The sequence below is a fragment of the Devosia sp. P3_B2 genome (genome assembly GCF_056402875.1).
The window spans coordinates 67,580-87,772 of record NZ_JBFUGO010000016.1 but is presented as its reverse complement, the minus strand read 5'-3'; the positions used below and the strand labels follow the sequence as shown (position 1 = coordinate 87,772).

Below are 20,193 nucleotides of genomic sequence, written 5' to 3'. Positions count from 1 at the left end.
GGTAGGTGGGTCGCGGGGATAAAGGCCCCCGTCAGGACGTCTTCTGCAGGAAGCGCCGCACCGTCAGCCGCGAGGTGATGGCCGTCAGCGCCGCAATGACGGGCACCACGGCCAGGATGCCGAACATGCCGTCGATGCCGAGCGCGAAGCGGCCGAACAGGATGCCGAGCTGCTGGCCCGCCTCCTGCGGTACCATCGAGCCGGCGGCGACGCCGACCAAGAGGAAGAACAGCAGGGCGCCGAGGCCGCCAAAAATGCCGCCGCGGAAGCCGATGGTGAGGAAGCGGCCCTGGAACTCGCCGGCGATGAAGTTGTTCGAGGCGCCGATGAAGTGCAGCACGTCGACGATTTCTCGGTTCGAGGCCATGGTGCCGCGCGTCGCGAAGACAATGGCGAGCACGGTGGCGACCACGATCAGCGTCAGTACCAGGAGGCCCGAGGCGACGATGGTGCCGGCCATGACGTTGAGCTGCTGACGCCAGGCGGCGTGGGTATCGAGGCTCGCGCCCTTCACCGCCACAAGGTCGCGTTCGAGCTTGCTGACGTCAGCCTCGGCGGGATCGGCGAGTTGCACGACGACCAGCCGCGGAATGTCGATGGCGGTGAGATCGAGGCCGGCGCCGAGCCAGGGCTCGAGCAGCTTCTGGCTTTCCTCGAGCGTCAAGGCCCGGGCCGCAGCGACGCCGGGGGTGGCCTCGGCTAGCGCGACCGCGGTGCGGAGGTTCGATTCCATCACCTCGCCCTCGACGGGGCGGATCTGGATAGTCATTTCGCGGCCAACGTCCGACGACCAGGCGATGGCGGATTTCTGCACCAGCACCACGCCGCCGAGCGTTACGCCCGACAGGAACGTCATGATGGCGATCAGCAGGACCAGGGTGCGACCGGCCACCGAGCGCTCGGGCACGATGGCTGCGGCGCGCTCGCGGTTCTCGATGCCGATGAAGCGGGGGAGCTTGAGCTCAATCGCCAAAGACGATCTCCCCTTCATTGAGGATCATGCGCGGGAAGGGGAAAGCGTCGAGCAGCGGCAGTTCGTGGGTGGCGAGGATGATGGTCGTCCCCATCTTGTTGAGTTCGGCGAAGAGCCGCACCAGCCGCAGCGACAGGTCGGGGTCGACGTTGCCGGTGGGCTCATCGGCGAGAAGAATGTCGGGGCGGCCGATTACGGCGCGGGCAATGGCGGCGCGCTGCTTCTCGCCACCCGACAGCACGGCCGGCAGCGCATCGAGGCGCTCGCCGAGGCCGACCCATTCGAGCAGCTCGGTGACATTGGCGCGGTAGCTCGACTCGGGTTCACCGAGGACGCGCAGCGGCAGCGCCACGTTCTCGAAGGTGGTGAGATGGTCGAGCAGGCGGAATTCCTGGAACACGATGCCGATGTGGCGACGCATTTGCAGGAGCGCGTCCTGGTCAAGCGAGGAGGTATCCTTGCCGAACAGGGTGACCCGGCCGCGGGTGGGGCGGAGTGACAAGAGCAGCAGTTTCAGCAGCGACGTCTTGCCGGACCCGGAGGGGCCGGTGAGGAAGTGGAACGTGCCGGGTTCGATGCGGAAGTTGAGATCGCGCAGGATCTCTGGCCCCTGCCCATAGCGCAGGCCGACATTGGAGAACTCGATCACCGGGCCATCCGCTCCGAATCAGTTGAGAGGCATCATAACAGCGGCGTCCCGCCGGGGCGGCGTTCTCACCCACAATTCAGCCCAAATCTTGGTGGGCCGAGACGAATGCCGCGGCAGTTTCGCAGTGCGGGTTTGAGGAAACTTAACCCCGCCCGGCTAGCTTCCAATTCATGCGCTCGCCCCAGCCCTTAACGGTCGTCATCGCCTGTCCGCATTGCGGCACGCGTTACCAGGTGCCGCCCGAAACGCTCGGGAGCACCGGCCGCAAAGTCAGCTGCGCGCACTGTGGCAAGGCCTGGCTCGCAGAAGCGGGCCCGCCGATGCCGATCGAGGAGGACCGCCTGTTCTCGCCCAGCGAGGAGGCGGCGCTCGACCGCGAGTTCACGGCCGTCGAACAGCGTGCCGCCATCGCCGGAATCCCCGGCTCGCTCCGCGGCATGATGCCGGACGGCGCACCGCCGCCGGAGGTGGTCCGCTCGATCGCCGAGATCAAGGCCGCCATTGCTCCGAAGCCGGTCGAGACGCCGCCTGAGCCGACGCCGTCCCCCACCGCCGCCGAGCGCGCCGCCAACGGCAAGCTGGCGAAGCGCCAGCGGGCCGCGGCGCGCCGTCTTCCCGCAGCCAAGCTGTTCCGGGTCATCCGCATTTCGGCGGTGCTGCTGCTGGTCGCGGTGGTGGCCGGCGGGCTGCTGTTCCGGACCGAGATCGTCAAGCTCGCGCCAGCGATGGCAGGGGTCTACTCGGCGCTCGGGCTCGGGGTGAACGTGGTCGGGCTGGAGTTCTCGGACGTATCGACATTGATGAGCAAGCGCGGCGACAGCGACGTGATCAGCGTCACCGCTACCATCCGCGGGGTGGAGCCGCGCCGCGTCGTGGTGCCGCCGGTGGTGGTGAGCCTGCTCGATGCCGAGGGCGCGTCGATCTACCAGTGGAGCGTCACACCGCCGGCGCCCGATGTGGAGCCGGGCGAGGCCGTACAGTTTTCTGCCGAGCTTGCCGCGCCGCCCAGGGGGGCTACGCAATTGCGACTCAGTTTTGCCACCGGCCGCCAGTCTGTAGGGACTGCTGCCGAAGCCACTACTGCCCAAGAGATTTCTCAAGAGACCGTACACTGATGGCCAGAATCCTGCTTGCCGAAGACGATGATGGAGTGCGTGCTTTCGTGTCGCGTGCGCTCGCCCATGTGGGCCACGAAGTGGTCGAAGCCGAGGATGGCGGGCTCGCCTCCGAGGTGATGCAGGAGGAGATGGGGCGGTTCGACCTGCTGCTCTCCGACATCAAGATGCCGGTAATGGACGGCATCGCCCTGGCGCTCAACGTCGCGGCGGCCTGGCCCGAAGTGACCATCGTGCTGATGACCGGCTTTGCCGACCAGCGCGAGCGGGCGCATGGGCTCGACCAGTTGATCTACGATGTGATCCCCAAGCCGTTCACGCTGGCGCAGGTGCTGGAGAAGGTGGACGACGCACTCGCGGGCCGGCCGCCGGAAATCGTGTCACTGGCCCGTCAAGCGATGATGGGGTGAGCGGCTAAGCCGCTACCTCCAGCACCCGGACGTCGAAGGTCCCGGCCTTCTCCTCCATGAAGCGCAGGAACTTCTGGCCCTCGCGCTCGACGTCGGCGACGTCGCGCTTGGTGAGTTTGTGAAAGGGCGACACGGTCAGCACCGCGGCGCCCTTTTTGCTTTCGATTGCCCAGTTGGCCGAGATGATGCCGTCGACCAGCACGGTGGGCTTTGCGTCGCGCAGGAAGTCACCACGCTTCTCGTCGTTTTCGGCCAGCATTCGACGGCGGTTGTCGTAGCCGAGGAAGGCGTTGTCGTAGAGCGGCATGAAGCGAACTGGCGCCGGGGTATCGGCGTCGGGTCGGGGCGCATCGGGCAGGTCGAAGAGTTCGCGGCCATCGGGGTCGGTGAAGGTGGTGAGTTCGCCGCGGATCGCCTCGAAGATCTCGCCCAGCTTGGTGAGGCCGCACCAGCTCTGCATGTCGTTGACGCTGGCCGGACCGTAGGCGGCGAGGTAGCGGCGGACGAGGCTGGTGAGATCGAGGGCGCTGGTGGTCGGTGGCAGGTACTTTGGCGCGCGCATCAGCAGCGGGGCGTGGCCGGAACCCCAGATGCGGGTGGGCGGCACCTGCACCAGGGTCTCGCGTACCTGCAGCAGCACGGTCATCGCCAGCGGCTCGGCAGTGGGAAAGCGGTCCTGCAGCGCCTTGCCGACAGCGCCGGCGGTCATCGGCTCGCGGTCGATCACCTCGATGGCGGCGGCGAGAACCTTTTCCTGGTCGTTGTCGCCGAAGCGGCGGCGGAAGTTCGATTGCCACATGCGCTCGAGCACGGGGTGGATCAACTCGCGCATGCCGATCAAGTCGGGCAGCGAGTGGAGGTGGAGCGTGCCGCGCATGGTGGTGGCGCGGGCGAGGCGCTTGTCGATGATCAGCGCGGTGAGGGCTTCGTGGGTGAAGCCGTTGAGCCGCGACCAGAGCCCGATATAGGGATCGTGCGTCTGCTGCGCCTGCTGCCCAAGCAGCCACTCGACGGCCTCGACGATGCCGATATCGCTGCGCTCGAGCAACATCTGCCGGGCGAGGGTGGCGCGGTTCAGCTGGCGGTCGGTAAGCGGTTGGCTGCTCATTTGACGTCTCCATTCTGGCACGACACGACAATGGATGCAGCCTGCTGACAGGGTTTGTCAGCAATGGCGGACGAGCGGAAACGTACTTTCACACACGCTGTTATCCCGGCCTGCACCGGATAACGCCGTGGGTATGGAGTCATCCGGTCAAGCGAACAGGTCCGACAGCCCTGTGGGCTTCGGAGTTTTCAGAGACCCTTCCCCCTCATCGAGGAAGACGAAGCGGGACCGGCGAGGCGTTTGCCCCGCAGCGGTAGTCCGCAGATAGAGGGCGGTGGGCGGGGTGGCCTCAGACCCAGCTGGGGACGCTGTCGAGCGCGATCAGTTCCTCGATCGACTTGCGCGGGCGGATGACGTGCCACTTGCTGCCGTCGACCAGCACTTCGGGCACGAGCGGGCGCGAGTTGTAGGTCGAGGCCATTACCGCGCCATAGGCGCCGGCCGACATCACGGCGAGCAGGTCGCCTTCCTTGACGCCTTCCATCTTGCGGTCCTGGGCGATGAAATCGCCGGTCTCGCAGACAGGGCCGACCACGTCGGCGGTGATCTGCGGCAGGTTGGAATGGACCACCGGCTGGATGTCGTGATGCGCCTCATAGAGGGTTGGGCGGATCAGGTCGTTCATCGCGGCATCGACGATGACGAAGGTCTTGCCGCCTTCCTTCACGTACTCGACCTTGGTGACGAGGATGCCGGCATTGCCGACGATCAGCCGGCCGGGCTCCAGGACCAGCGAGACGCCGAGCGGGCCGATGTGCTTGCGCACGATCTCGGCATAGGCGGGCGGGGCGGGGGGCGCGTCCCCGTCATGGTTGTAGGGGATGCCGAGGCCGCCACCGACATCGGCGTGGCGGATATCGTGGCCGGCGGCCTTGAGGTCGCGCACCAGTTCGGCCAGCAGCGCGAAGGCGTTGTCGAACGGCGTCATGTCGGTGATCTGGCTGCCGATATGCATGTCGACGCCGACGGCGCGCACGCCGGGCAGCGCCGCGATGCGGGCATAGACCTCGCGGGCGCGGGCGAAGGGGATGCCGAACTTGTTCTCGGCCTTGCCGGTCGAGATCTTCTTGTGGGTGCCGGCATCGACATCGGGGTTGATGCGCACGGATACGGGCGCGGTCATGCCCATCGACACGGCGACATCGCTCAGCCGCTCGAGCTCGGGCTCGCTTTCGAGGTTGAAGCACTTGATGCCGACTTCCAGCGCCCGGCGCATCTCGGCGAAGGTCTTGCCGACGCCGGAGAAGACGATGCGGTTGGGCGGCACGCCCGCTGCGACGGCGCGCTCGAGCTCGCCGCCGGAGACCACGTCGGCGCCGGCGCCTTCGCTGGCGATGAGCTTGATCACCGCCTGGTTCGAGTTGGCCTTCATGGCATAGGCGACGAGGGTGTCGATGCCCGTGAAGGCCTCGCGCATCACCCGCACGTGGCGGCGGAGCGTCGCGGCCGAATAGACGTAGAACGGCGTGCCCACCTTGCCGGCGAGTGCGGTCAGGTCGACGTCCTCGGCATAGAGCCGGTCGTCGCGATACTGGAAATGATGCACCAAGGTCGTTCGCCCCAAAAATCTGCGGCAAGCTCTAGGCGAATAGGGCCGAAAACGGAAGTCAGACTTCTCTATGGGCCGGATAGTGATGGTCTATGCGCTCGGCCACCAGTTGCTGCAGGGCCCAGAGGTTGCGGTCGTGAATGCCGTACTCCTCGAGCTTGGTCACGGTCGACAGCACGTACTCGGCCATCGAGCCTTTCCAGCCATGGGCCTGCGCCAGGCAGTCGGCACGCTCTGCCAGTGTGAGGCCGCCGACATAGCGCGTGCTCTTGCGGTTGATGGCAAAGGCCAGGGCGGTGAGCGGCCCTTCGTCGGTCGTCACCTTGATCCAGCGGCCGGGGAAGGCGTTCGGCACCATGCTCATTTCGCGGCGCACCAGCTTGTCCATGTTGGCTTTGATGGTCCCCGCCGGGATGCGGTAGGCGACGCTGCGGCAGCTGCCGCCTCGATCGAGGCACATCATCAGGCCGGGCTGTTTGGGGTTGCCTCGCCAGCGCTGGTCGAACAGGCAAAAGCTGCGGTGCCAGCCGCTGGCGACAGCGATGCGCTGCTGGTCGAACTCGGTGGCAGGGTTCCAGATCAGGGAGCTGAGGGCGAAGATCCAGAAGTCACCCTGGGGCGCCGAGTCCATGATGCGCGCGACTTCGGCCTCATAGTCGGCTTCGGTCGCTGGGCGGGTGCCCGGGTAGGTCGGCTGACCCGGATCCTCGATCACCGGGATGCGGGCGACATGGTCGGCGGTGAGGTGCAGGGCACGGGGTTTGCGCGGCATGGCCGAAGCCTACTCCACCCCGCCGTCGCCGTGACCGCCGGATTTCTTCACGCTGACCGGCTCGGACTTCACGCCGGTGAGGATTTCCTTCCAGCGGGCGGCCTGGGCCGCGACGTTCTCCGGCGCCGTGCCGCCGTAGCTCTTCCTCGCGGCGACCGAGCTTTCGACGCTCAGCACCTTGTGGATGCGGCTGTCGATGCGGTGGTCGATGAACTTGAAGTCCTCGATGGTGAGGCCGTCGAGCGTCATGCCCTTCTGCTCGGCCAGCGCGACGATCTGGCCGGTGATGTGGTGGGCTTCGCGGAACGGGATGTTGGCCTGCTTCACCAGCCAATCGGCGATGTCGGTGGCGGTGGAGAAGCCGGCGTTGGCCGAGGCGCGCATCTTCTCGCGGTTGGCCTTCAGGTCTTCGACCATGCCGGTCATCGCGGCGAGCGAGAGCGACAGCGAGTCGAGCGCGTCGAAGGCGACTTCCTTGTCTTCCTGCATGTCCTTGGAATAGGCGAGCGGCAGGCCCTTCATGACGATCATCAGCGAGGTCAACGCACCCATGATGCGGCCGACCTTGGCGCGGATCAGCTCGGCTGCGTCGGGGTTCCGCTTCTGCGGCATGATCGACGAGCCGGTGGTGAACTTGTCGCTGAGCTTGACGAAGCCGAACTGCGACGACGACCAGATCACCAGTTCCTCGGCGAAGCGGGAAAGGTGCATGGCGCAGAGGCTCGCGGCCGACAGCGTCTCGAGGATGAAGTCGCGGTCGGAAACGGCGTCCAGCGAGTTTGCGGTCGGGCGGTCGAAGCCGAGGGCCTTGGCGGTCATGTCGCGATCGATCGGGTAGGGGGTGCCGGCGAGCGCGGCGGAGCCGAGCGGGCTTTCGTTGAGGCGCCTGCGGGCATCCTCGAAGCGGCCGTAGTCGCGGCCGAGCATTTCGACATAGGCGAGCAGGTGATGGCCGAAGGTCACCGGCTGGGCGTTCTGCAGGTGGGTGAAGCCGGGCATGATGGTCGCGACCTCTTCCTCGGCGCGCTTCACGAGCGCCAGCTGGAGCGTCTTCACCTGCGCCAGCAGCGTGTCGATGGCGTCGCGGACATAGAGGCGGAAATCGGTTGCCACCTGGTCGTTGCGCGAGCGGGCGGTGTGGAGGCGTCCGGCGGCGTCGCCGATCACTTCCTTCAGCCGGCTCTCGACGTTCATATGGATGTCCTCGAGCGAGCGCGAGAACGTGAACTTGTTTGTCTCGATCTCGTCGAGCACGGTCTTTAGGCCGGTGATGATCGCGTCGCGATCCGCCTGGGTCAGGATGCCCACTTCCGCCAGCATGGTGGCGTGTGCGATAGAGCCGGCGATGTCCTGTCTGAACAGTCGCTGATCGAAGCCGATGGAGGCGTTGATCTCTTCCATGATGGCGTCGGGCCCGGTCGCAAAACGGCCGCCCCACATGCGATTGCTCATCTCAACTCCAACGGTAGATTCATGACCGACCAAAGCCCCGCTCCGACCCGCAGACTGCAGCCCAAGCGGGTGCTGCTGATTGCCTTGGCCAGCGCGGCGGTAGCACTAGTCCTTACCCTCGTCATTGGCAACTTCATGCCGGCGCAGGCGACGCAGTGCGATCCGCAGGTGGTGAAGGGGCAGAAGATCGACGCCGCCGCAGTCGGCGCGCTGGCGGCGCTTACCGGCACCGGCGAGGGGCGCGGCTATGCCGACATGGGGTTCAAGGACGCGGCTGGCGCGCCCACCACGATCGCCAGCTTTGCAGGCAAGAAGCTGCTGGTGAATTTCTGGGCCAGTTGGTGCGTGCCGTGCCGGGCCGAAATGCCGGCGCTCGCTGCCCTGGCGACCAAGTACAATTCGGACAGCTTCATGGTGCTGCCGATTAACCTAGATGTCGGCGAGAGCGGGCTCGAGAAGGCGAAGAAATTCCTCGCCGACGAGGGGCTCACGAACCTGCCGCTCTATGCCGACTCGACCTTCGATGCGTTCAAGCGGCTGCAGCAGCAGGCGGTGGCGATCGGGCTGCCGGCGACGCTGCTGCTCGACGAGAAGGGGTGCGAGCTGGCGGTGCTGCAGGGCCCGGCAGAGTGGGATACGCCCGACGGGCACAACGTTATCGACACGCTGATCGGCGCCTGACGCATGGGCAAGATCCTTTGTGTCGGTGCCCTGACGATGGACACCATTTTCCGGCTGGAGCAGTTGCCGGCCGGGCCGGGCAAGGTCATTCCGCTCGATGCGGTGGAGGTGGCCGAAGGCATGGCGGCGGCGCAGGCGGCGAGCATCGTGCGGCTCGGCGGTGAGGCGGCGCTCTGGGCTTCGGCTGGCGACGATGCGACGGGCGATCGGCTGATCAAGCAGATTTCGGACGAGGGTGTCGATTGTTCGCGGGTGCGGCGGGTTGCTGGCTCGCGCTCCGGCTTCTCGTCGATCTTCATGGATCGCACCGGCTCGACGATGATCGTGCCGCGCTACGATCCGACGCTGATGGCGCCGCCTGATGCGGCGCCGAGGCTCGGTGGCATTGACGCGGTGATGACCGATGTGCGCTGGCCCGGCGCGGCTGCGCTGGCATTGGCGGCGGCGAAAGCCGCCGGCATCCCGGCGATCCTCGATGCCGATATGGCGGCGCGCGAGGTGCTGGATGGGCTGCTGCCGGTGGCGACGCATGTGGTGGCGTCGGAGAGTGCGGCGAAGCTGGTGACCGGGGCGGCGACGGCGGAGCAGGCGGCCGGGTGGCTGGCGATGAGCCATAAGGGCTTCGTCGCGGTGACCGCCGGGGCTGATGGTTGTTGGTGGACCGAGGGCGGCGGCATCCGTCATTCGCCGGCGCCGAAGATCGAGGCGATCGACACGCTGGCGGCCGGCGATGTGTTTCACGCCGGATTCGCGGTGGGCCTGCTGGAAGGCTGGCCGATGCGCAACATCATCGCCTTTGCCTCGGCGGCGGCAGCGATCAAGTGCACGCGGTTCGGCGGCCGGCTCGGCGCGCCGTCGCGCGCCGAGGTCGAGGCGTTTCTCGTCCGTTAGGCTGCGTTGGCGGCTTGCCGGATCGGCTTGGCGTCGGCCTTGCGGATCACCCGGCATGGGTTGCCGGCGGCCAGTACGCCCGCGGGGATGTCGCGCGTTACGACGCTGCCGGCGCCGATCGTCGTGCCATCGCCGATGGTGACGCCGCCGACGATGATGGTGCCGGCGCCGATCCAGCAGTGCTTGCCGATGGTGATCGGCTTGTTGATGCACTGGGCACCGATCAGCTTGCCGGTCTTGGGATCGCGGCGCTCGCGCTCGTTCGGATCGACGGGGTGGCCGGCGGTGAGGAACATGACGCGCGGGGCAATGGCGGTGCCGTCGCCGATGCGGACTTCGGCGCCGTCGAGGAACACGCATTCGAAGTTGATGAACACGCCGTCGCCGATGTGGATGTGCTTGCCGTACTCCCAGGTGATGGGGCTCAGCACGAAGCTTTCGCCGAAGCTACCGAGCTGATCGCGGAACATCGCGGTGCGGTTGGGCATGTCCCAGCTGGGGACGGCGTTGAGACGATCGAGCTTCTTTTTGGCCTCGACCTGCATCTCGATCAGGTTCCAATCCGGCCCCTCGTAGAGCTCGCCGGATACCATCTTCTCGTAGCCCGTCTTCATGGGGCCGAACTCCTCTTCAGCGTTCCCCCCGCTGAAGTGTTCGCTTTTGCCGTCGCCGCGACTGCTGCGCAACGGCATTTTTGCTGAATCATATGATGAGTTGGCACTGGTGTTCAGCGAGTGTTCAGGGATCGGGCGTCGCGGCCGGACGGCTCAGACCTGCTTGTCGATGATGCGGCCGACGAACTCGTCGGAGCGTCGCTCCATGTCGCTGAGGGCGCGTTCGAGGTCGGCGCCGGTGCTTTGCGAGCCTTCGTTCACCTGCTTGAGCAGCAGCTGATGCTCGAGATCGGCGCGTTTCTTGGCGACGAGCACCTGGGCGACGCCGAGCGTGTCGGCCTCTCGGAAGGCCATGCGATAGATCGACGTATCGAGGTTCATCACCCCTCCGGCTGGTCAGGCTACTTTGTCGACCTTCGTCCCCTGGCCGGGCGGTGGAGCGGAACGCGCCACGGCATCGACCATCTGGATCAGCGACATCTCCATCTCGTGCGACTTCTTCAGCACGGCCATGGCGATCGATTGCTGCGTCCCTGCGGAGCGCGCGGCAAGCAGTTGCGATGTCAGATCCATGTTCATCCCCGGGGTTTTATGACCGGGGCGTAAACGAAACCTTCCCTCGATTGTGCCGGAATGGCGCGATCGTGAATCAATCGTTTACGGATCAGCGGCCGCCGAACAGCAGCCGCTGCCCACTTTGACCTTGTCTATGCGTGTTCGCTAGCGACCGCCGAACAGCACGACGTCGCGTCGCTTCAGCGGCACGCAGAGGGCCGCGCCCGCGATCAGGCCGCCGATATGGGCCGACCAGGCCACCGGGCTGGTGTCGCCGACGACCAGATAGAACACCTGAACCACGGCCCAGGCGCCGAGCATCCACAGCGCCGGCAAGGGCAGGGGGATCGGGATAGCCAGCCCTAGCAGCACGTACACCCGGGCGTGCGGGTAGAGGACGATGTAGGCGCCCATCACCCCGGCCACGGCGCCCGAAGCTCCGATCAGCCAGGTGTAGGTGCCCATGGCGAAGAGGATGTAGGCGAGGCCCGAGAGCGCGGCGCAGGCAAGATAGAAGAGCGCAAACTTCACGTGGCCCAGCGCGTCCTCGATATTGTCGCCGAACACCCAGAGGAACAGCATGTTGCTGCCCAGGTGCAGCCAGTCGGCGTGGAAGAACGCGTAGGTGACGAGCGAGAAGCCGTCGGGCAGGAAGGGCAGCCGATCGGGGGCATTGGGCTGCAGGAAATAGGCCGGCACCGCGGCGTAGCTCAGCGCGAACTCGTCGAAGGCCAGTCCGCTGCCATGGGCGAGCTGGATCAGGAACACCAGCACGTTGAGCCCGATGATCCCGTAATTGACGTAGGCGAATTTGATGTGCCGGACCGGATTGCGGTCGTGAAGCGGGATGAACATCAGCCGCGCGAGGACGGATCGGCGCTGAACTTTCCAGGCGTCCACAGCACGTCGGTCTCGCCGTTGGCGTTCGCCACCCGCGCCATGACGAACATCAGGTCGGAGAGGCGGTTGAGATAGACGAGTACGGCGTTGTTGACGTCCGGCTCGGCGGCGATCAGCTCGACCACCAGCCGCTCGGCGCGGCGGGTTACGGTGCGCGCGAGGTGCAGCGCCACCGCGAGTGGCGTGCCGCCGGGGAGGACAAAGCTGGTCAGCGGCTTCAGCGCTTCGTTGTAGTGGTCGATCTGCTGCTCGATCCACGCGGCCTGGGCCGGTGTGATCCGCAGCGATGGCGGCGCGCCGGCTGGATCGGCGCCGGGCGTCGCGAGATCGGAGCCGAGGTCGAACAGGTCGTTCTGGATGTGGGCGAGCAGCCGGTCGAGCTTGGGCATCGAGCCGGTATTGAGGCGCGCCATGCCGATGAAGCTGTTGGCCTCGTCAACGGTGCCGAAACACTCGACGCGGAGGTCGGCCTTGGAGCGGCGCGGACCGCGCACCAGCCCCGTGGTGCCGTCGTCGCCGGTGCGGGTGTAAATCTTGTTGATCTTGACCATGTCGTTCCGCCGCGAGTCAGAGGCGTGAAGCTAGCGCAGGTGGTGTGTCAGGGCGAAGCCATTTTCAGCGTGGCTTTCCGGCGCTCCTTTAGCTACCCCGCCCGAAGAAGAACAGCGCCGCGAGGATCACCACGATGGCCACTGCCTGCGCGATAACGCGGGCGCGCATCAGTTTCTGGCTGAGATTGGGGTCGCCGCCACGGAACATGTTCCACAGCCCCATGCCGAGGATGATGGCGACCGCGGCGAGCGCGACGATGGTGATAATGCCGGTGATGTTCATTGCGGGGTCCCTGCGAGGAAGCGGCTGAGGCCCTCGCCCAGTCGGTCATAGATGGCACGAATGCGACGGCTGGTGAACAGTTCGCGGTGGGTGGTCAACCACACTTCGAGCGGTGGCGGGCGGAAATCGGGCAGGAGCGGCACCATGCCGCGTGTCTGCTCGACGATCACCTGCTGCGCAAAGCCGATACCGAGACCGGCCTTCATCAGCTCCCAGATGTTGGTCTGGCTGTCGGTGCGGACGATGAAGTCGTTGCGGCTGAGCTCGAACCCCATGCGGCGGGCGGCGCTGGTCAACAGGTCCGAGCGATCGAAGCCGATGAGGTCGTGCTCGATCAGCTGCTCGGGGCGCTCGGGGCTCCCGCGCCTGGTGATGTAGCTCTCGTGGGCGCAGGTGATGATCGGGCTCTCGCCGAGCTTTTTGGTGATCAGCTCGAGCTGGGTGGGGCGAAACATACGGACCGCGATGTCGGCCTCGCGCAGCAGCAGGTTCTCCGCCGAGTCCGACGGCACGAGCTCGATCGCCACCTGCGGGAAGGCTTCGCGCAAATCGCGCAGGAACGGCGGCAGCACGTAATGGCACATCACTGTGCTCGAGGTGATGCGGACCGAACCGGTCAGCGCGGCGCTGGCTCCCTCAGCGATCAACGTCGCCTCAGCCAGCGCCTGTTGCGCGGCGAGCACCGGCTCGTAGAGCTTCAGCGCGGTGTCAGTGGCGCGGAGGCCGGTGAGGGTGCGCTCGAACAGGCTCATGCCGAGTGCTTGCTCAAGTGCCTCGACGTGCCGGCCGAGGGTGGGCTGGCTGAGGCCGAGGGCACGACCGGCAGCCGAGAGCGAGCCGCGTTCGACGACCGCGCCGAAGCTGCGCCACAACGACCAGTCTGGATCGGGCATCGTTCAAGGCCTCCGTGCCATTCAATTATGTATGGCAAGCGAACGATCTTGTCCAATTCATCAACGCGGGTGTTGTGCCTACCTTGTTCATCACCAGCAAGGAGCAAGCAAATGACTGCGCAGAAAGTCATCGTCCTCGGGATCAACGGGCATGTTGGCCACCACATCGCCAAGGCGTTCGTCGCCGCAGGGTGGGAGGTTTCCGGGTTCGGCCGCTCGAACAAGCAACCAATCGCCGGCGTCCGCTTCATCAAGGGGGATGCAGAGGATCTCCAGGCGATGCGGGCGGCGATCGGCGAGATCGACGTCGTCGTCAACGCGCTGAACCTGCCCTACCACCAGTGGGACCAGGGCCGGATGGAAGCGCAGAACCAGCGGGTGATCGCGGCACTGGGTGCCAGCAGGAAGACGCTGCTGTTCCCGGGCAATATCTACAATTACGCCGCCACCGACCGGCTGGTGACGCCGGACCTCAAGCAGCACCCGCAGACGCCGCGTGGCGAGATCCGGGTGCGGGTCGAGGCGATGTACGAGGCGGCGGCGAAGCGCGGCGACATCCAGGCGATCATCCTCCGTGCCGGCGATTTCTACGGGCCGGAGAGCACGTTCGACTGGTTCGACCTCGCCATGCTGCGCGAGGCCAAGAAGGGCAAATTCGCCATGATGGGCGTGCCGGGGGTCGGCCACTCCTGGGCCTATCTGCCGGACCTGGGCCGGGCCTTCGAAAAGCTCGCCTGGCACCGCAAGGAGTTCGGTACCTTCGAGAATTTCCACTTTGCAGGCAACTACGTGACGCCGGAGCAGATGGCCGAGGCCGCGGTTGCCGCGGCTCCGGTGAAGCTCAAGGTCGGCGTGTTCCCGCGGGTGCTGTTCAATGTGGTCGGCCTGGTCGATCCGCTGATGCGGGCAGTCAGCAAGATGGCCTACCTGTGGGAGAACCCGATGGAGCTGAGGGATGCCCGGCTCGACGCCATCCTCGGCCCGGATTTCACGACGCCGTTCCGCGAAGCGGTCGCCGAGACCGTGGCGCCGTTCTTCAAGGAGGAGAAGCTGGCGGCTTGAGGTCGGTCCGGTACGGGCCGACCCCCACCCCTGTCCCCTCCCCCTCAACAGGGGGAGGGAGACGCCTATTGAGGTGCTGGTGTTTTGATCTCCCTCCCCATTCTTAGGGGGAGGGGACAGGGGTGGGGGTCGGCTAGCTCCGGGTCAGCCGGCCTAGAACCCCAGCTCCCGCCGAACATCCTCCGGCGTCCGGCCCGCCTCGCGAAGGCTCCGCAGCGATGTGGAGCCTTTCGATTTTGCGAGCTTCTTGCCCTCCTCGTCGAGGATCAGCTTGTGGAAGGTGTAGATCGGCGAGCGCAGTCCGAGCAGCATCTGCAGCAGCACGTGGATATCGGTCGAGGCCTCCATATCGCGGCCGCGGGTGACATGGGTGACGCCCTGCGCGTCGTCGTCGATCACCACGCTCAGGTGATAGCTGGTCGGGGTGCCCTTGCGCTGCAGCACGACATCGCCCCAGCGCTCGGGCCGGGCGTAGCGGATCTGCGGGCGATCGATCGGGGTCGGCGCGGCGACGGTGTAGGGCAGGATGCCGGTTAGCGCCATTGCCTCGTCGGTCTTCAGCCGCCATTGCGCCTCGCGCCCCTCGGCGAAGCGCTGGCTCACCTCGTCGTGCGACAGGTGCCGGCAGGTGCCCGGATAGAGCGGCGCGCCGTCGGGGTCGACGCCGGCCGACACGGCGGCCATCTCCGTGCGTGAGCAGAAGCAGGGGTAGAGCAGGTCGCGGCGCTTCAGGCGGTCGGCCTGGGCCGCGTACTCATCGAAGCGCTCGGACTGGCGCATCACGGGCGTTTCCCACTCGAGGCCGAGCCAATGCAGGTCTTCGAAGATCGCGGCGGTGAATTCCGGCTTGCTTCGGGTTATGTCGGTGTCTTCGATGCGGACGAGAAACCGGCCACCGAGGTTCTCGGCCCATAGCGCCGTTAACAGCGCCGAATAGGCGTGCCCCAGATGCAGCAAACCGTTGGGGCTGGGGGCGAAGCGGAGGACGGGTTTGAGCATGGCAAAGTGCTAGCACGTAAGGATATTTCTTTGACAGACCGTCTCGATACGCCGGAGGCATTGCAGCGCAACCTCGGAGCCCTCATCCAGCTCGATCCTCGCCTTGCCGCCATTGCCGACAGGGCAGGGTCGTTCGAGATTCGCCGCTCGCCCGGCGGCTTCGAGGGGCTGGCGCGGATCGTCACCGGACAGCAGGTGTCGACTGCCAGCGCCGATGCGATCTGGTCGCGGTTCGCGCTGCTTGAGGGGGCGCTCGATCCGGTGGGGTATCTAAAGCTCAGCGAGGAGGCGGTTCGAGGCGCGGGGCAATCCGGTGGCAAGTACCGGACACTGCGGGGGTTGGCGGAGGCGATCGCCGCGGGCAGCGTCGACTTCGCGCATCTGGCCGAGCTGCCGGCCGACGACGCCATAGCTGCGCTCACCAAGCTCAAGGGCATCGGGCCGTGGACCGCCGAGATCTACCTGATGTTCTCGGCCGCCCACCCGGACATCTTTCCGGCCGGTGACGTGGCCTTGCAGCGGGCGGCGGAGTGGGCGTTCGGGCTTGACGGCAAGCCGCCGGTGAAGGACTTGATCGACATGGCGCGGCGCTGGTCGCCGCACCGCTCCACTGCCGCATTGCTGTTGTGGCGCTACTACCGCGCCGTGCGGAACAAGGAAGGATTGTCGATCTGATGGCCAAGCTCTCCGGCCCGATGCTGCCGCCAAAGAGCGGTGGCGCCCCCAAGCAGGCGGTGATCCTGCTGCACGGCTATGGCGCCGATGGCAGCGACCTGATCGGGCTCGGCCATCACTGGGGCCCGCTGCTGCCGGATGCGCTGTTCATCGCGCCGAACGCGCCGACGCCCTGTGCCGGCAACCCGTTCGGCTTCGAGTGGTTTCCGCTCAGCGTCGATCGCATCGCCGGCCGCATCGAGGGCGCGAAGAACGCCGCGCCCGTGATCGTCGAGTTTCTCACCGACCTCTGGACGCAGACCGATATCAAACCCGCCGACACCTTCCTCATCGGCTTCTCGCAGGGGGCGATGATGGCGCTGCATATCGGCACGGCGTTGCCGCAGCCGGTTCGCGGTATCGTGTCGTTCTCCGGGGCGTTCGTTCCGGCCGAAAGCTTTCCCGCTGCCGACAAGCCGCCGGTGGCGCTGATCCATGGCGACATCGACCAAGTGGTCGATCCGGCGCTCAGCCGGCAGGCGGCGACCGAACTGACGGCGGCGGGCTACGATGTCGGGCTCCACATTTCGGCCGGTACGGCGCATGGGATTGCCCCCGATGGGCTGGATTTCGCCACGTCCTTCATGCTCGCACAAAGCACCTGAATCGACTGATCGAATCGCGCTTCACAGCGCTGTCACAGTCGGCATAGAATATTGCTGATCATGACTGGCCGCGATTCCCGATCAGGGGGCGACAAGTGACGGTACATGTGTCGCTTGAGAATAGCCCCGCTCTGGTGCTGAATGCCGATTACAGGCCACTCAGCTACTATCCCTTGTCGCTTTGGTCCTGGCAGGACGCGGTCAAGGCGATCTTTCTTGATCGTGTCCACGTCGTCTCCAATTACGACCGGGTGATCAAGTCACCTAGCTTCGAGATGCTGCTGCCCAGCGTCGTCTCGCTCAAGGACTACGTGCGCCCGGCGCGGCACCCCGCGTTCACCCGCTTCAACGTCTTCCTGCGCGACAAATTCCAATGCCAGTATTGCGGCACGCGCGATGACCTGACCTTCGACCACGTGATCCCGCGCTCGAAGGGCGGCCGCACGACCTGGGAGAACGTGGTCGCCGCCTGTGCGCCGTGCAACTTGCGCAAGGCCAACAGGCTGCCGCGCGAGATCAAGATGTTCCCGATGCAGGAGCCGTTCCAGCCGACCGTGCACGACCTGCACAATAACGGCCGCGCCTTCCCGCCCAACCACCTGCACCAGAGTTGGCTGGACTATCTCTACTGGGACATTGAGCTGGAGCCGTAAGGCTCAGGCGGCCTTCCGGCCCTTCGACAGCATTGCGCCGACCAGCATGGCGATTACCGCCACGAGGATCAACGCGTTGTAGCCGGCAAGGGTAATGCCGAACAGGCTGAACTGGATCTTGTCGCAGGGGACGACCTTGGCGGCGTTGATGTTCGTCAGGTCCGAGAAGCTAACGTCGACGCCGGTGCCGGTGCAGGCCGTCGGACCCGGCCAGAAGCCGTACTCGACGCCGGCATGGTAGGTCGCCATGTAGAGGCCCCAGCCGAGGACGGCAATGACGATGCCCATCGCGGTGTAGAAGACCACCCGCGGCAAGCGGTGCCACAGGATAAGGATCAGCGCCAGCAGCGGCAGGCCCCAATAGTAGGCGAGGCGCTGCTCGAGGCAGAGTTCGCACGGGACAAGCCCGCCGAACAGCTGCGAGCCCCAGGCGCCGGCGATGGTGGCAAGCGCGAGGACGAAGGCGATCGTCGCCAGAAGGCGTGGACGATCCTGAGTGAGGCTAGTGGTCACGATGACGCTCCGGTGCGGATGCGCGCCATATTCTGGGGAGCGCGCCGCAAGTCAACTTAAGCCGGGTCACGAGATCGTCACCCACGTCTCAGTCCCCTGCCGGGCCCTTGAGGCCGAGCGTGGCCATCACCGCACGGGCGTTGTCCGGGGCATGTTCCTTGTCGGTCGAAACGAAGAACGCGAACACGTCGCGCGGCGGGGGGCTCGCCTCGGCACCGGTCACGTAGGAACCGTCGGCGACCGGCTTGCCCTCGGACCACGCCTTGAGCCAGCCGGCCCGGGTATCGCGCTCGGCGAGCGAATAGCTCTCTTTCCCCGGTGCGCCCTGCAGGCGCGCGTAGGAGAAGTCGGCGGTCTGGTCGATATAGGGCCAGTCCTCGGTGTCGGCGACGACGAGCGCGACGTTGTGGGCACGCAATTGCGCGATGAACCGCGGATCGGCGAAGCTCTTGTGCCGCACCTCGATCGCGTGGCGAACCTTGCCGATGCCGGTGGCATCGAGGAAGGGTGGGTTCTTCAGCCCATCGGCCTTGGCAGCCAGCGCCAGCAGTGCGTCCGGGCTACGAGGCAGGAGCGCGAGGAACGCCTCCATGCGCGCCGCGTCGTAGGTGACGTTGCCCGGCAGTTGCCAGCAGAACGGTCCCAGCTTTGCGCCAAGCGCCATCACGCCCGAGGCGAAGAAGTTGGCCAGCGGCTGCTCGACATCCTTCAGCCGCTTGATGTGGGTCACCAGCTGGTGGCCTTTGACGCTGAACATGAAGCTGTCAGGGGTCTGGCCGGCCCAGTTCTCGAAGCTCGCGGCCTTCTGGTGCGAATAGAAGGTGGCGTTGATCTCGATGTTGCCCAGGCGCGCGCTCGAATACGCGAGCTCGTCCTTCTGCTTCAGGCCGTCCGGATAAAAGCTCTTGCGCCACGGCTCGAACACCCAACCGGCGGTGCCGAGCCTGATCGTTCCAGCCATCGAATCCTCCGTGACAAAGTGATCGCCACTCTGCGTCGCCCCCGATTGTCAGTCCAGAGCGGCCGGCCCTAGTGTACGCGCCGAGCGTACAAACCGAGGGACATGAAATGGGTCGGATACTTCTACTGGCGGGCATGGCGATGGCATTTGCAGGCCCGGCCCTGGCGCAGGATATCGGCGGCAACTACGCGGTCGAGGGCACCAATCTCAACGGCTCGAGCTATGGCGGCACCGCGAAGATCGTCCTCACTAGTGACACGACCTGCGAGATCTACTGGACCACAGGTCCGTCGACGTCGCAGGGCATCTGCATGCGCAACGGCAACGCGTTCTCGGCCGGTTATGTCATGGGCGAGGCGATCGGGCTGGTGATCTACCAGGTGATGGATGACGGCTCGATGCAGGGGCTGTGGACCATTGCCGGGCAGCCCGGCACAGGCACCGAGAACCTGACGCCGCAATAGCCAGCGGAGCGGCGGCTCACGTCAGAAAAGATGATTGGTGCCCCCGGTCGGACTCGAACCGACAAGCCTCGCGGCGGCGGATTTTGAGTCCGCTGCGTCTACCAATTCCACCACAGGGGCAACGGCATGCCCGTACCATTGTGCCGTTTGCCGTGCAACCCTCAGGCTTCGACGGCAGCCAGCATTCGGCCGAGCATTGCAAGACCTGCTGTCTCGTCAGACGATTGGCGGGACGTAGGGATAGTCGTCGGCGCGGCGGGGTGGGCGGGGTTCGGCTTCGTCGAAGCCGGTCCAGCCTTCGGCTTCCAGCGCCTGGCGCTCGATTGAGGGATCGACGCCTTCGGCGTAGCGCAGGATCGCGGCGGCCGGGCCGGCGTGGGCTTCGTCGACGCGGGCGCTGACGATGGCGCCCCCGCGCTTGACGTTTTCGGCCAATACGTGGGCTTCGGTCTCCGAGACACCGGCGCTGGTCAGCGCGCCGACGAGGCCGCCGGTCGCGGCTCCAACCCCAGCGCCGGCGATGGCGCCGACGGCGGTGGCGAACAGCCAGCCGGCGGCGACCACGGGGCCGAGGCCGGGAATGGCGATGATGCCGAGGCCGGCGAGCAGGCCCCCGGCTGCGCCGAGTCCGGCGCCGACTTCGGCGCCGGTGGTGGCGCCTTCGCCGACGTCGTCCGGTTCATAGTCGGGCGGGGTGTTGGCGACAAAGCTGATGTCGGTGTGGGAGATGCCGGCCTCGTGCAGGGCATGCACGGCGGCGGCGGCGTGCTCGTAGCTGTCGAACTGTCCGATGATCGTGTGCATGTGACCTCCTTGTTGTCGCTAC

26 protein-coding genes, 1 tRNA gene and 1 pseudogene are annotated in these 20,193 nt (G+C 66.2%); 10 read left to right on the top strand and 18 right to left on the bottom strand.

What is annotated here, in order from left to right; genetic code table 11:
- Window positions 1-31: 31 nt before the first annotated feature.
- Entirely contained in the window at window positions 32-973 is a 942-nt protein-coding gene (locus AC1DV8_RS20895; RefSeq protein ID WP_477147994.1) for a cell division protein FtsX, read from the bottom strand.
- Window positions 963-1,622 carry a cell division ATP-binding protein FtsE gene (ftsE, locus tag AC1DV8_RS20890; RefSeq protein WP_477147993.1) on the bottom strand — a complete coding sequence of 220 codons (660 nt, stop codon included), beginning with the start codon at window positions 1,620-1,622 and terminating at the stop codon, window positions 963-965. The genes AC1DV8_RS20895 and ftsE overlap by 11 nt, the downstream gene beginning before the upstream one ends.
- Before the next feature lie 170 nt (window positions 1,623-1,792).
- Here ftsE and AC1DV8_RS20885 point away from each other — a divergent pair.
- The 3 genes and pseudogenes from AC1DV8_RS20885 to AC1DV8_RS20875 all read left to right on the top strand — a co-directional run.
- Window positions 1,793-1,912: pseudogene (locus AC1DV8_RS20885) on the top strand (zinc-ribbon domain-containing protein); the annotation flags it as partial.
- A 30-nt stretch (window positions 1,913-1,942) separates the two neighbouring features.
- Window positions 1,943-2,737, top strand: a complete 795-nt coding sequence (locus AC1DV8_RS20880) for a hypothetical protein (RefSeq protein ID WP_477158789.1) — start codon at window positions 1,943-1,945, stop codon at window positions 2,735-2,737.
- Window positions 2,737-3,147 carry a response regulator gene (locus AC1DV8_RS20875; protein ID WP_477147991.1) on the top strand — a complete coding sequence of 137 codons (411 nt, stop codon included), beginning with the start codon at window positions 2,737-2,739 and terminating at the stop codon, window positions 3,145-3,147. The genes AC1DV8_RS20880 and AC1DV8_RS20875 overlap by 1 nt, the downstream gene beginning before the upstream one ends.
- 4 nt (window positions 3,148-3,151) lie before the next feature.
- On the opposite strand, the gene AC1DV8_RS20870 is transcribed toward AC1DV8_RS20875, so the two are convergent.
- The 4 genes from AC1DV8_RS20870 to argH form a co-directional block, all read right to left on the bottom strand.
- Window positions 3,152-4,255: a winged helix DNA-binding domain-containing protein gene (locus AC1DV8_RS20870; protein ID WP_477158758.1), complete on the bottom strand. Its 1,104-nt coding sequence runs from the start codon at window positions 4,253-4,255 to the stop codon at window positions 3,152-3,154.
- A gap of 289 nt (window positions 4,256-4,544) precedes the next feature.
- Window positions 4,545-5,801, bottom strand: coding sequence for a diaminopimelate decarboxylase (gene lysA / locus AC1DV8_RS20865; RefSeq protein WP_477158787.1), 1,257 nt, complete (start codon window positions 5,799-5,801; stop codon window positions 4,545-4,547).
- Window positions 5,802-5,862: 61 nt separating this feature from the next.
- Window positions 5,863-6,576: a gamma-glutamylcyclotransferase gene (locus AC1DV8_RS20860; protein ID WP_477158757.1), complete on the bottom strand. Its 714-nt coding sequence runs from the start codon at window positions 6,574-6,576 to the stop codon at window positions 5,863-5,865.
- A 9-nt stretch (window positions 6,577-6,585) separates the two neighbouring features.
- Window positions 6,586-8,028 (bottom strand): argininosuccinate lyase, encoded by a 1,443-nt coding sequence (gene argH, locus AC1DV8_RS20855; RefSeq protein WP_477158756.1) that lies wholly within the window; start codon window positions 8,026-8,028, stop codon window positions 6,586-6,588.
- Window positions 8,029-8,049: 21 nt separating this feature from the next.
- Between argH and AC1DV8_RS20850 the strand changes: the two genes are divergently transcribed.
- Entirely contained in the window at window positions 8,050-8,709 is a 660-nt protein-coding gene (locus AC1DV8_RS20850) for a TlpA disulfide reductase family protein (protein ID WP_477158755.1), read from the top strand.
- Window positions 8,710-8,712: 3 nt separating this feature from the next.
- Entirely contained in the window at window positions 8,713-9,600 is an 888-nt protein-coding gene (locus tag AC1DV8_RS20845; protein ID WP_477158754.1) for a PfkB family carbohydrate kinase, read from the top strand.
- Here the strand turns inward: AC1DV8_RS20845 and AC1DV8_RS20840 are convergent.
- The 7 genes from AC1DV8_RS20840 to AC1DV8_RS20810 all read right to left on the bottom strand — a co-directional run bounded on the left by AC1DV8_RS20840 (window position 9,597) and on the right by AC1DV8_RS20810 (window position 13,396).
- Complete coding sequence (locus AC1DV8_RS20840) at window positions 9,597-10,214, bottom strand: sugar O-acetyltransferase (protein WP_477158753.1); 618 nt, start codon at window positions 10,212-10,214, stop codon at window positions 9,597-9,599. The genes AC1DV8_RS20845 and AC1DV8_RS20840 overlap by 4 nt on opposite strands.
- Window positions 10,215-10,367: 153 nt before the next feature.
- Window positions 10,368-10,595: a hypothetical protein gene (locus AC1DV8_RS20835; RefSeq protein ID WP_477147984.1), complete on the bottom strand. Its 228-nt coding sequence runs from the start codon at window positions 10,593-10,595 to the stop codon at window positions 10,368-10,370.
- Between the two features lie 15 nt (window positions 10,596-10,610).
- Window positions 10,611-10,787 (bottom strand): hypothetical protein, encoded by a 177-nt coding sequence (locus tag AC1DV8_RS20830; RefSeq protein ID WP_477147983.1) that lies wholly within the window; start codon window positions 10,785-10,787, stop codon window positions 10,611-10,613.
- Between the two features lie 147 nt (window positions 10,788-10,934).
- Window positions 10,935-11,624 carry a rhomboid family intramembrane serine protease gene (locus AC1DV8_RS20825; protein WP_477158752.1) on the bottom strand — a complete coding sequence of 230 codons (690 nt, stop codon included), beginning with the start codon at window positions 11,622-11,624 and terminating at the stop codon, window positions 10,935-10,937.
- Window positions 11,624-12,220: a cob(I)yrinic acid a,c-diamide adenosyltransferase gene (locus tag AC1DV8_RS20820; protein ID WP_477158751.1), complete on the bottom strand. Its 597-nt coding sequence runs from the start codon at window positions 12,218-12,220 to the stop codon at window positions 11,624-11,626. The genes AC1DV8_RS20825 and AC1DV8_RS20820 overlap by 1 nt, the downstream gene beginning before the upstream one ends.
- Window positions 12,221-12,308: 88 nt before the next feature.
- The gene (locus AC1DV8_RS20815) at window positions 12,309-12,503 is read right to left on the bottom strand and encodes a twin transmembrane helix small protein (protein ID WP_477147980.1); all 195 of its coding nucleotides are present in this window, start codon (window positions 12,501-12,503) and stop codon (window positions 12,309-12,311) included.
- Complete coding sequence (locus AC1DV8_RS20810) at window positions 12,500-13,396, bottom strand: LysR family transcriptional regulator (RefSeq protein ID WP_477158750.1); 897 nt, start codon at window positions 13,394-13,396, stop codon at window positions 12,500-12,502. Before AC1DV8_RS20810 ends, AC1DV8_RS20815 begins: the two co-directional genes overlap by 4 nt.
- Window positions 13,397-13,507: 111 nt before the next feature.
- Here AC1DV8_RS20810 and AC1DV8_RS20805 point away from each other — a divergent pair, with 111 nt between their 5' ends.
- Window positions 13,508-14,458 (top strand): NAD-dependent epimerase/dehydratase family protein, encoded by a 951-nt coding sequence (locus tag AC1DV8_RS20805; protein ID WP_477158749.1) that lies wholly within the window; start codon window positions 13,508-13,510, stop codon window positions 14,456-14,458.
- A gap of 153 nt (window positions 14,459-14,611) precedes the next feature.
- Here the strand turns inward: AC1DV8_RS20805 and gluQRS are convergent, their stop codons facing one another.
- On the bottom strand, window positions 14,612-15,457 hold the full coding sequence (gene gluQRS, locus AC1DV8_RS20800) for a tRNA glutamyl-Q(34) synthetase GluQRS (RefSeq protein WP_477158748.1): 846 nt from the start codon (window positions 15,455-15,457) through the stop codon (window positions 14,612-14,614).
- 30 nt (window positions 15,458-15,487) lie between these two features.
- Here gluQRS and AC1DV8_RS20795 point away from each other — a divergent pair, with 30 nt between their 5' ends.
- The 3 genes from AC1DV8_RS20795 to AC1DV8_RS20785 all read left to right on the top strand — a co-directional run bounded on the left by AC1DV8_RS20795 (window position 15,488) and on the right by AC1DV8_RS20785 (window position 17,429).
- Window positions 15,488-16,132, top strand: coding sequence for a DNA-3-methyladenine glycosylase family protein (locus AC1DV8_RS20795; protein ID WP_477147976.1), 645 nt, complete (start codon window positions 15,488-15,490; stop codon window positions 16,130-16,132).
- Window positions 16,132-16,776, top strand: a complete 645-nt coding sequence (locus tag AC1DV8_RS20790) for an alpha/beta hydrolase (RefSeq protein ID WP_477158747.1) — start codon at window positions 16,132-16,134, stop codon at window positions 16,774-16,776. Before AC1DV8_RS20795 ends, AC1DV8_RS20790 begins: the two co-directional genes overlap by 1 nt.
- A 95-nt stretch (window positions 16,777-16,871) precedes the next feature.
- Window positions 16,872-17,429, top strand: coding sequence for an HNH endonuclease (locus AC1DV8_RS20785; RefSeq protein WP_477147974.1), 558 nt, complete (start codon window positions 16,872-16,874; stop codon window positions 17,427-17,429).
- Between the two features lie 3 nt (window positions 17,430-17,432).
- Here the strand turns inward: AC1DV8_RS20785 and AC1DV8_RS20780 are convergent, their stop codons facing one another.
- Window positions 17,433-17,942 carry a disulfide bond formation protein B gene (locus tag AC1DV8_RS20780; protein WP_477158746.1) on the bottom strand — a complete coding sequence of 170 codons (510 nt, stop codon included), beginning with the start codon at window positions 17,940-17,942 and terminating at the stop codon, window positions 17,433-17,435.
- An 88-nt stretch (window positions 17,943-18,030) separates the two neighbouring features.
- Window positions 18,031-18,903, bottom strand: a complete 873-nt coding sequence (locus AC1DV8_RS20775; protein WP_477147972.1) for a DUF72 domain-containing protein — start codon at window positions 18,901-18,903, stop codon at window positions 18,031-18,033.
- A gap of 107 nt (window positions 18,904-19,010) precedes the next feature.
- On the opposite strand from AC1DV8_RS20775, the gene AC1DV8_RS20770 reads away from it, so the two are divergent.
- Window positions 19,011-19,367, top strand: a complete 357-nt coding sequence (locus tag AC1DV8_RS20770; RefSeq protein WP_477158745.1) for a hypothetical protein — start codon at window positions 19,011-19,013, stop codon at window positions 19,365-19,367.
- 35 nt (window positions 19,368-19,402) lie between these two features.
- On the opposite strand, the gene AC1DV8_RS20765 is transcribed toward AC1DV8_RS20770, so the two are convergent.
- A tRNA-Leu gene (locus AC1DV8_RS20765) sits at window positions 19,403-19,487 on the bottom strand.
- A 96-nt stretch (window positions 19,488-19,583) separates the two neighbouring features.
- Complete coding sequence (locus tag AC1DV8_RS20760; RefSeq protein ID WP_477147970.1) at window positions 19,584-20,171, bottom strand: hypothetical protein; 588 nt, start codon at window positions 20,169-20,171, stop codon at window positions 19,584-19,586.
- Window positions 20,172-20,193: the final 22 nt, after the last annotated feature.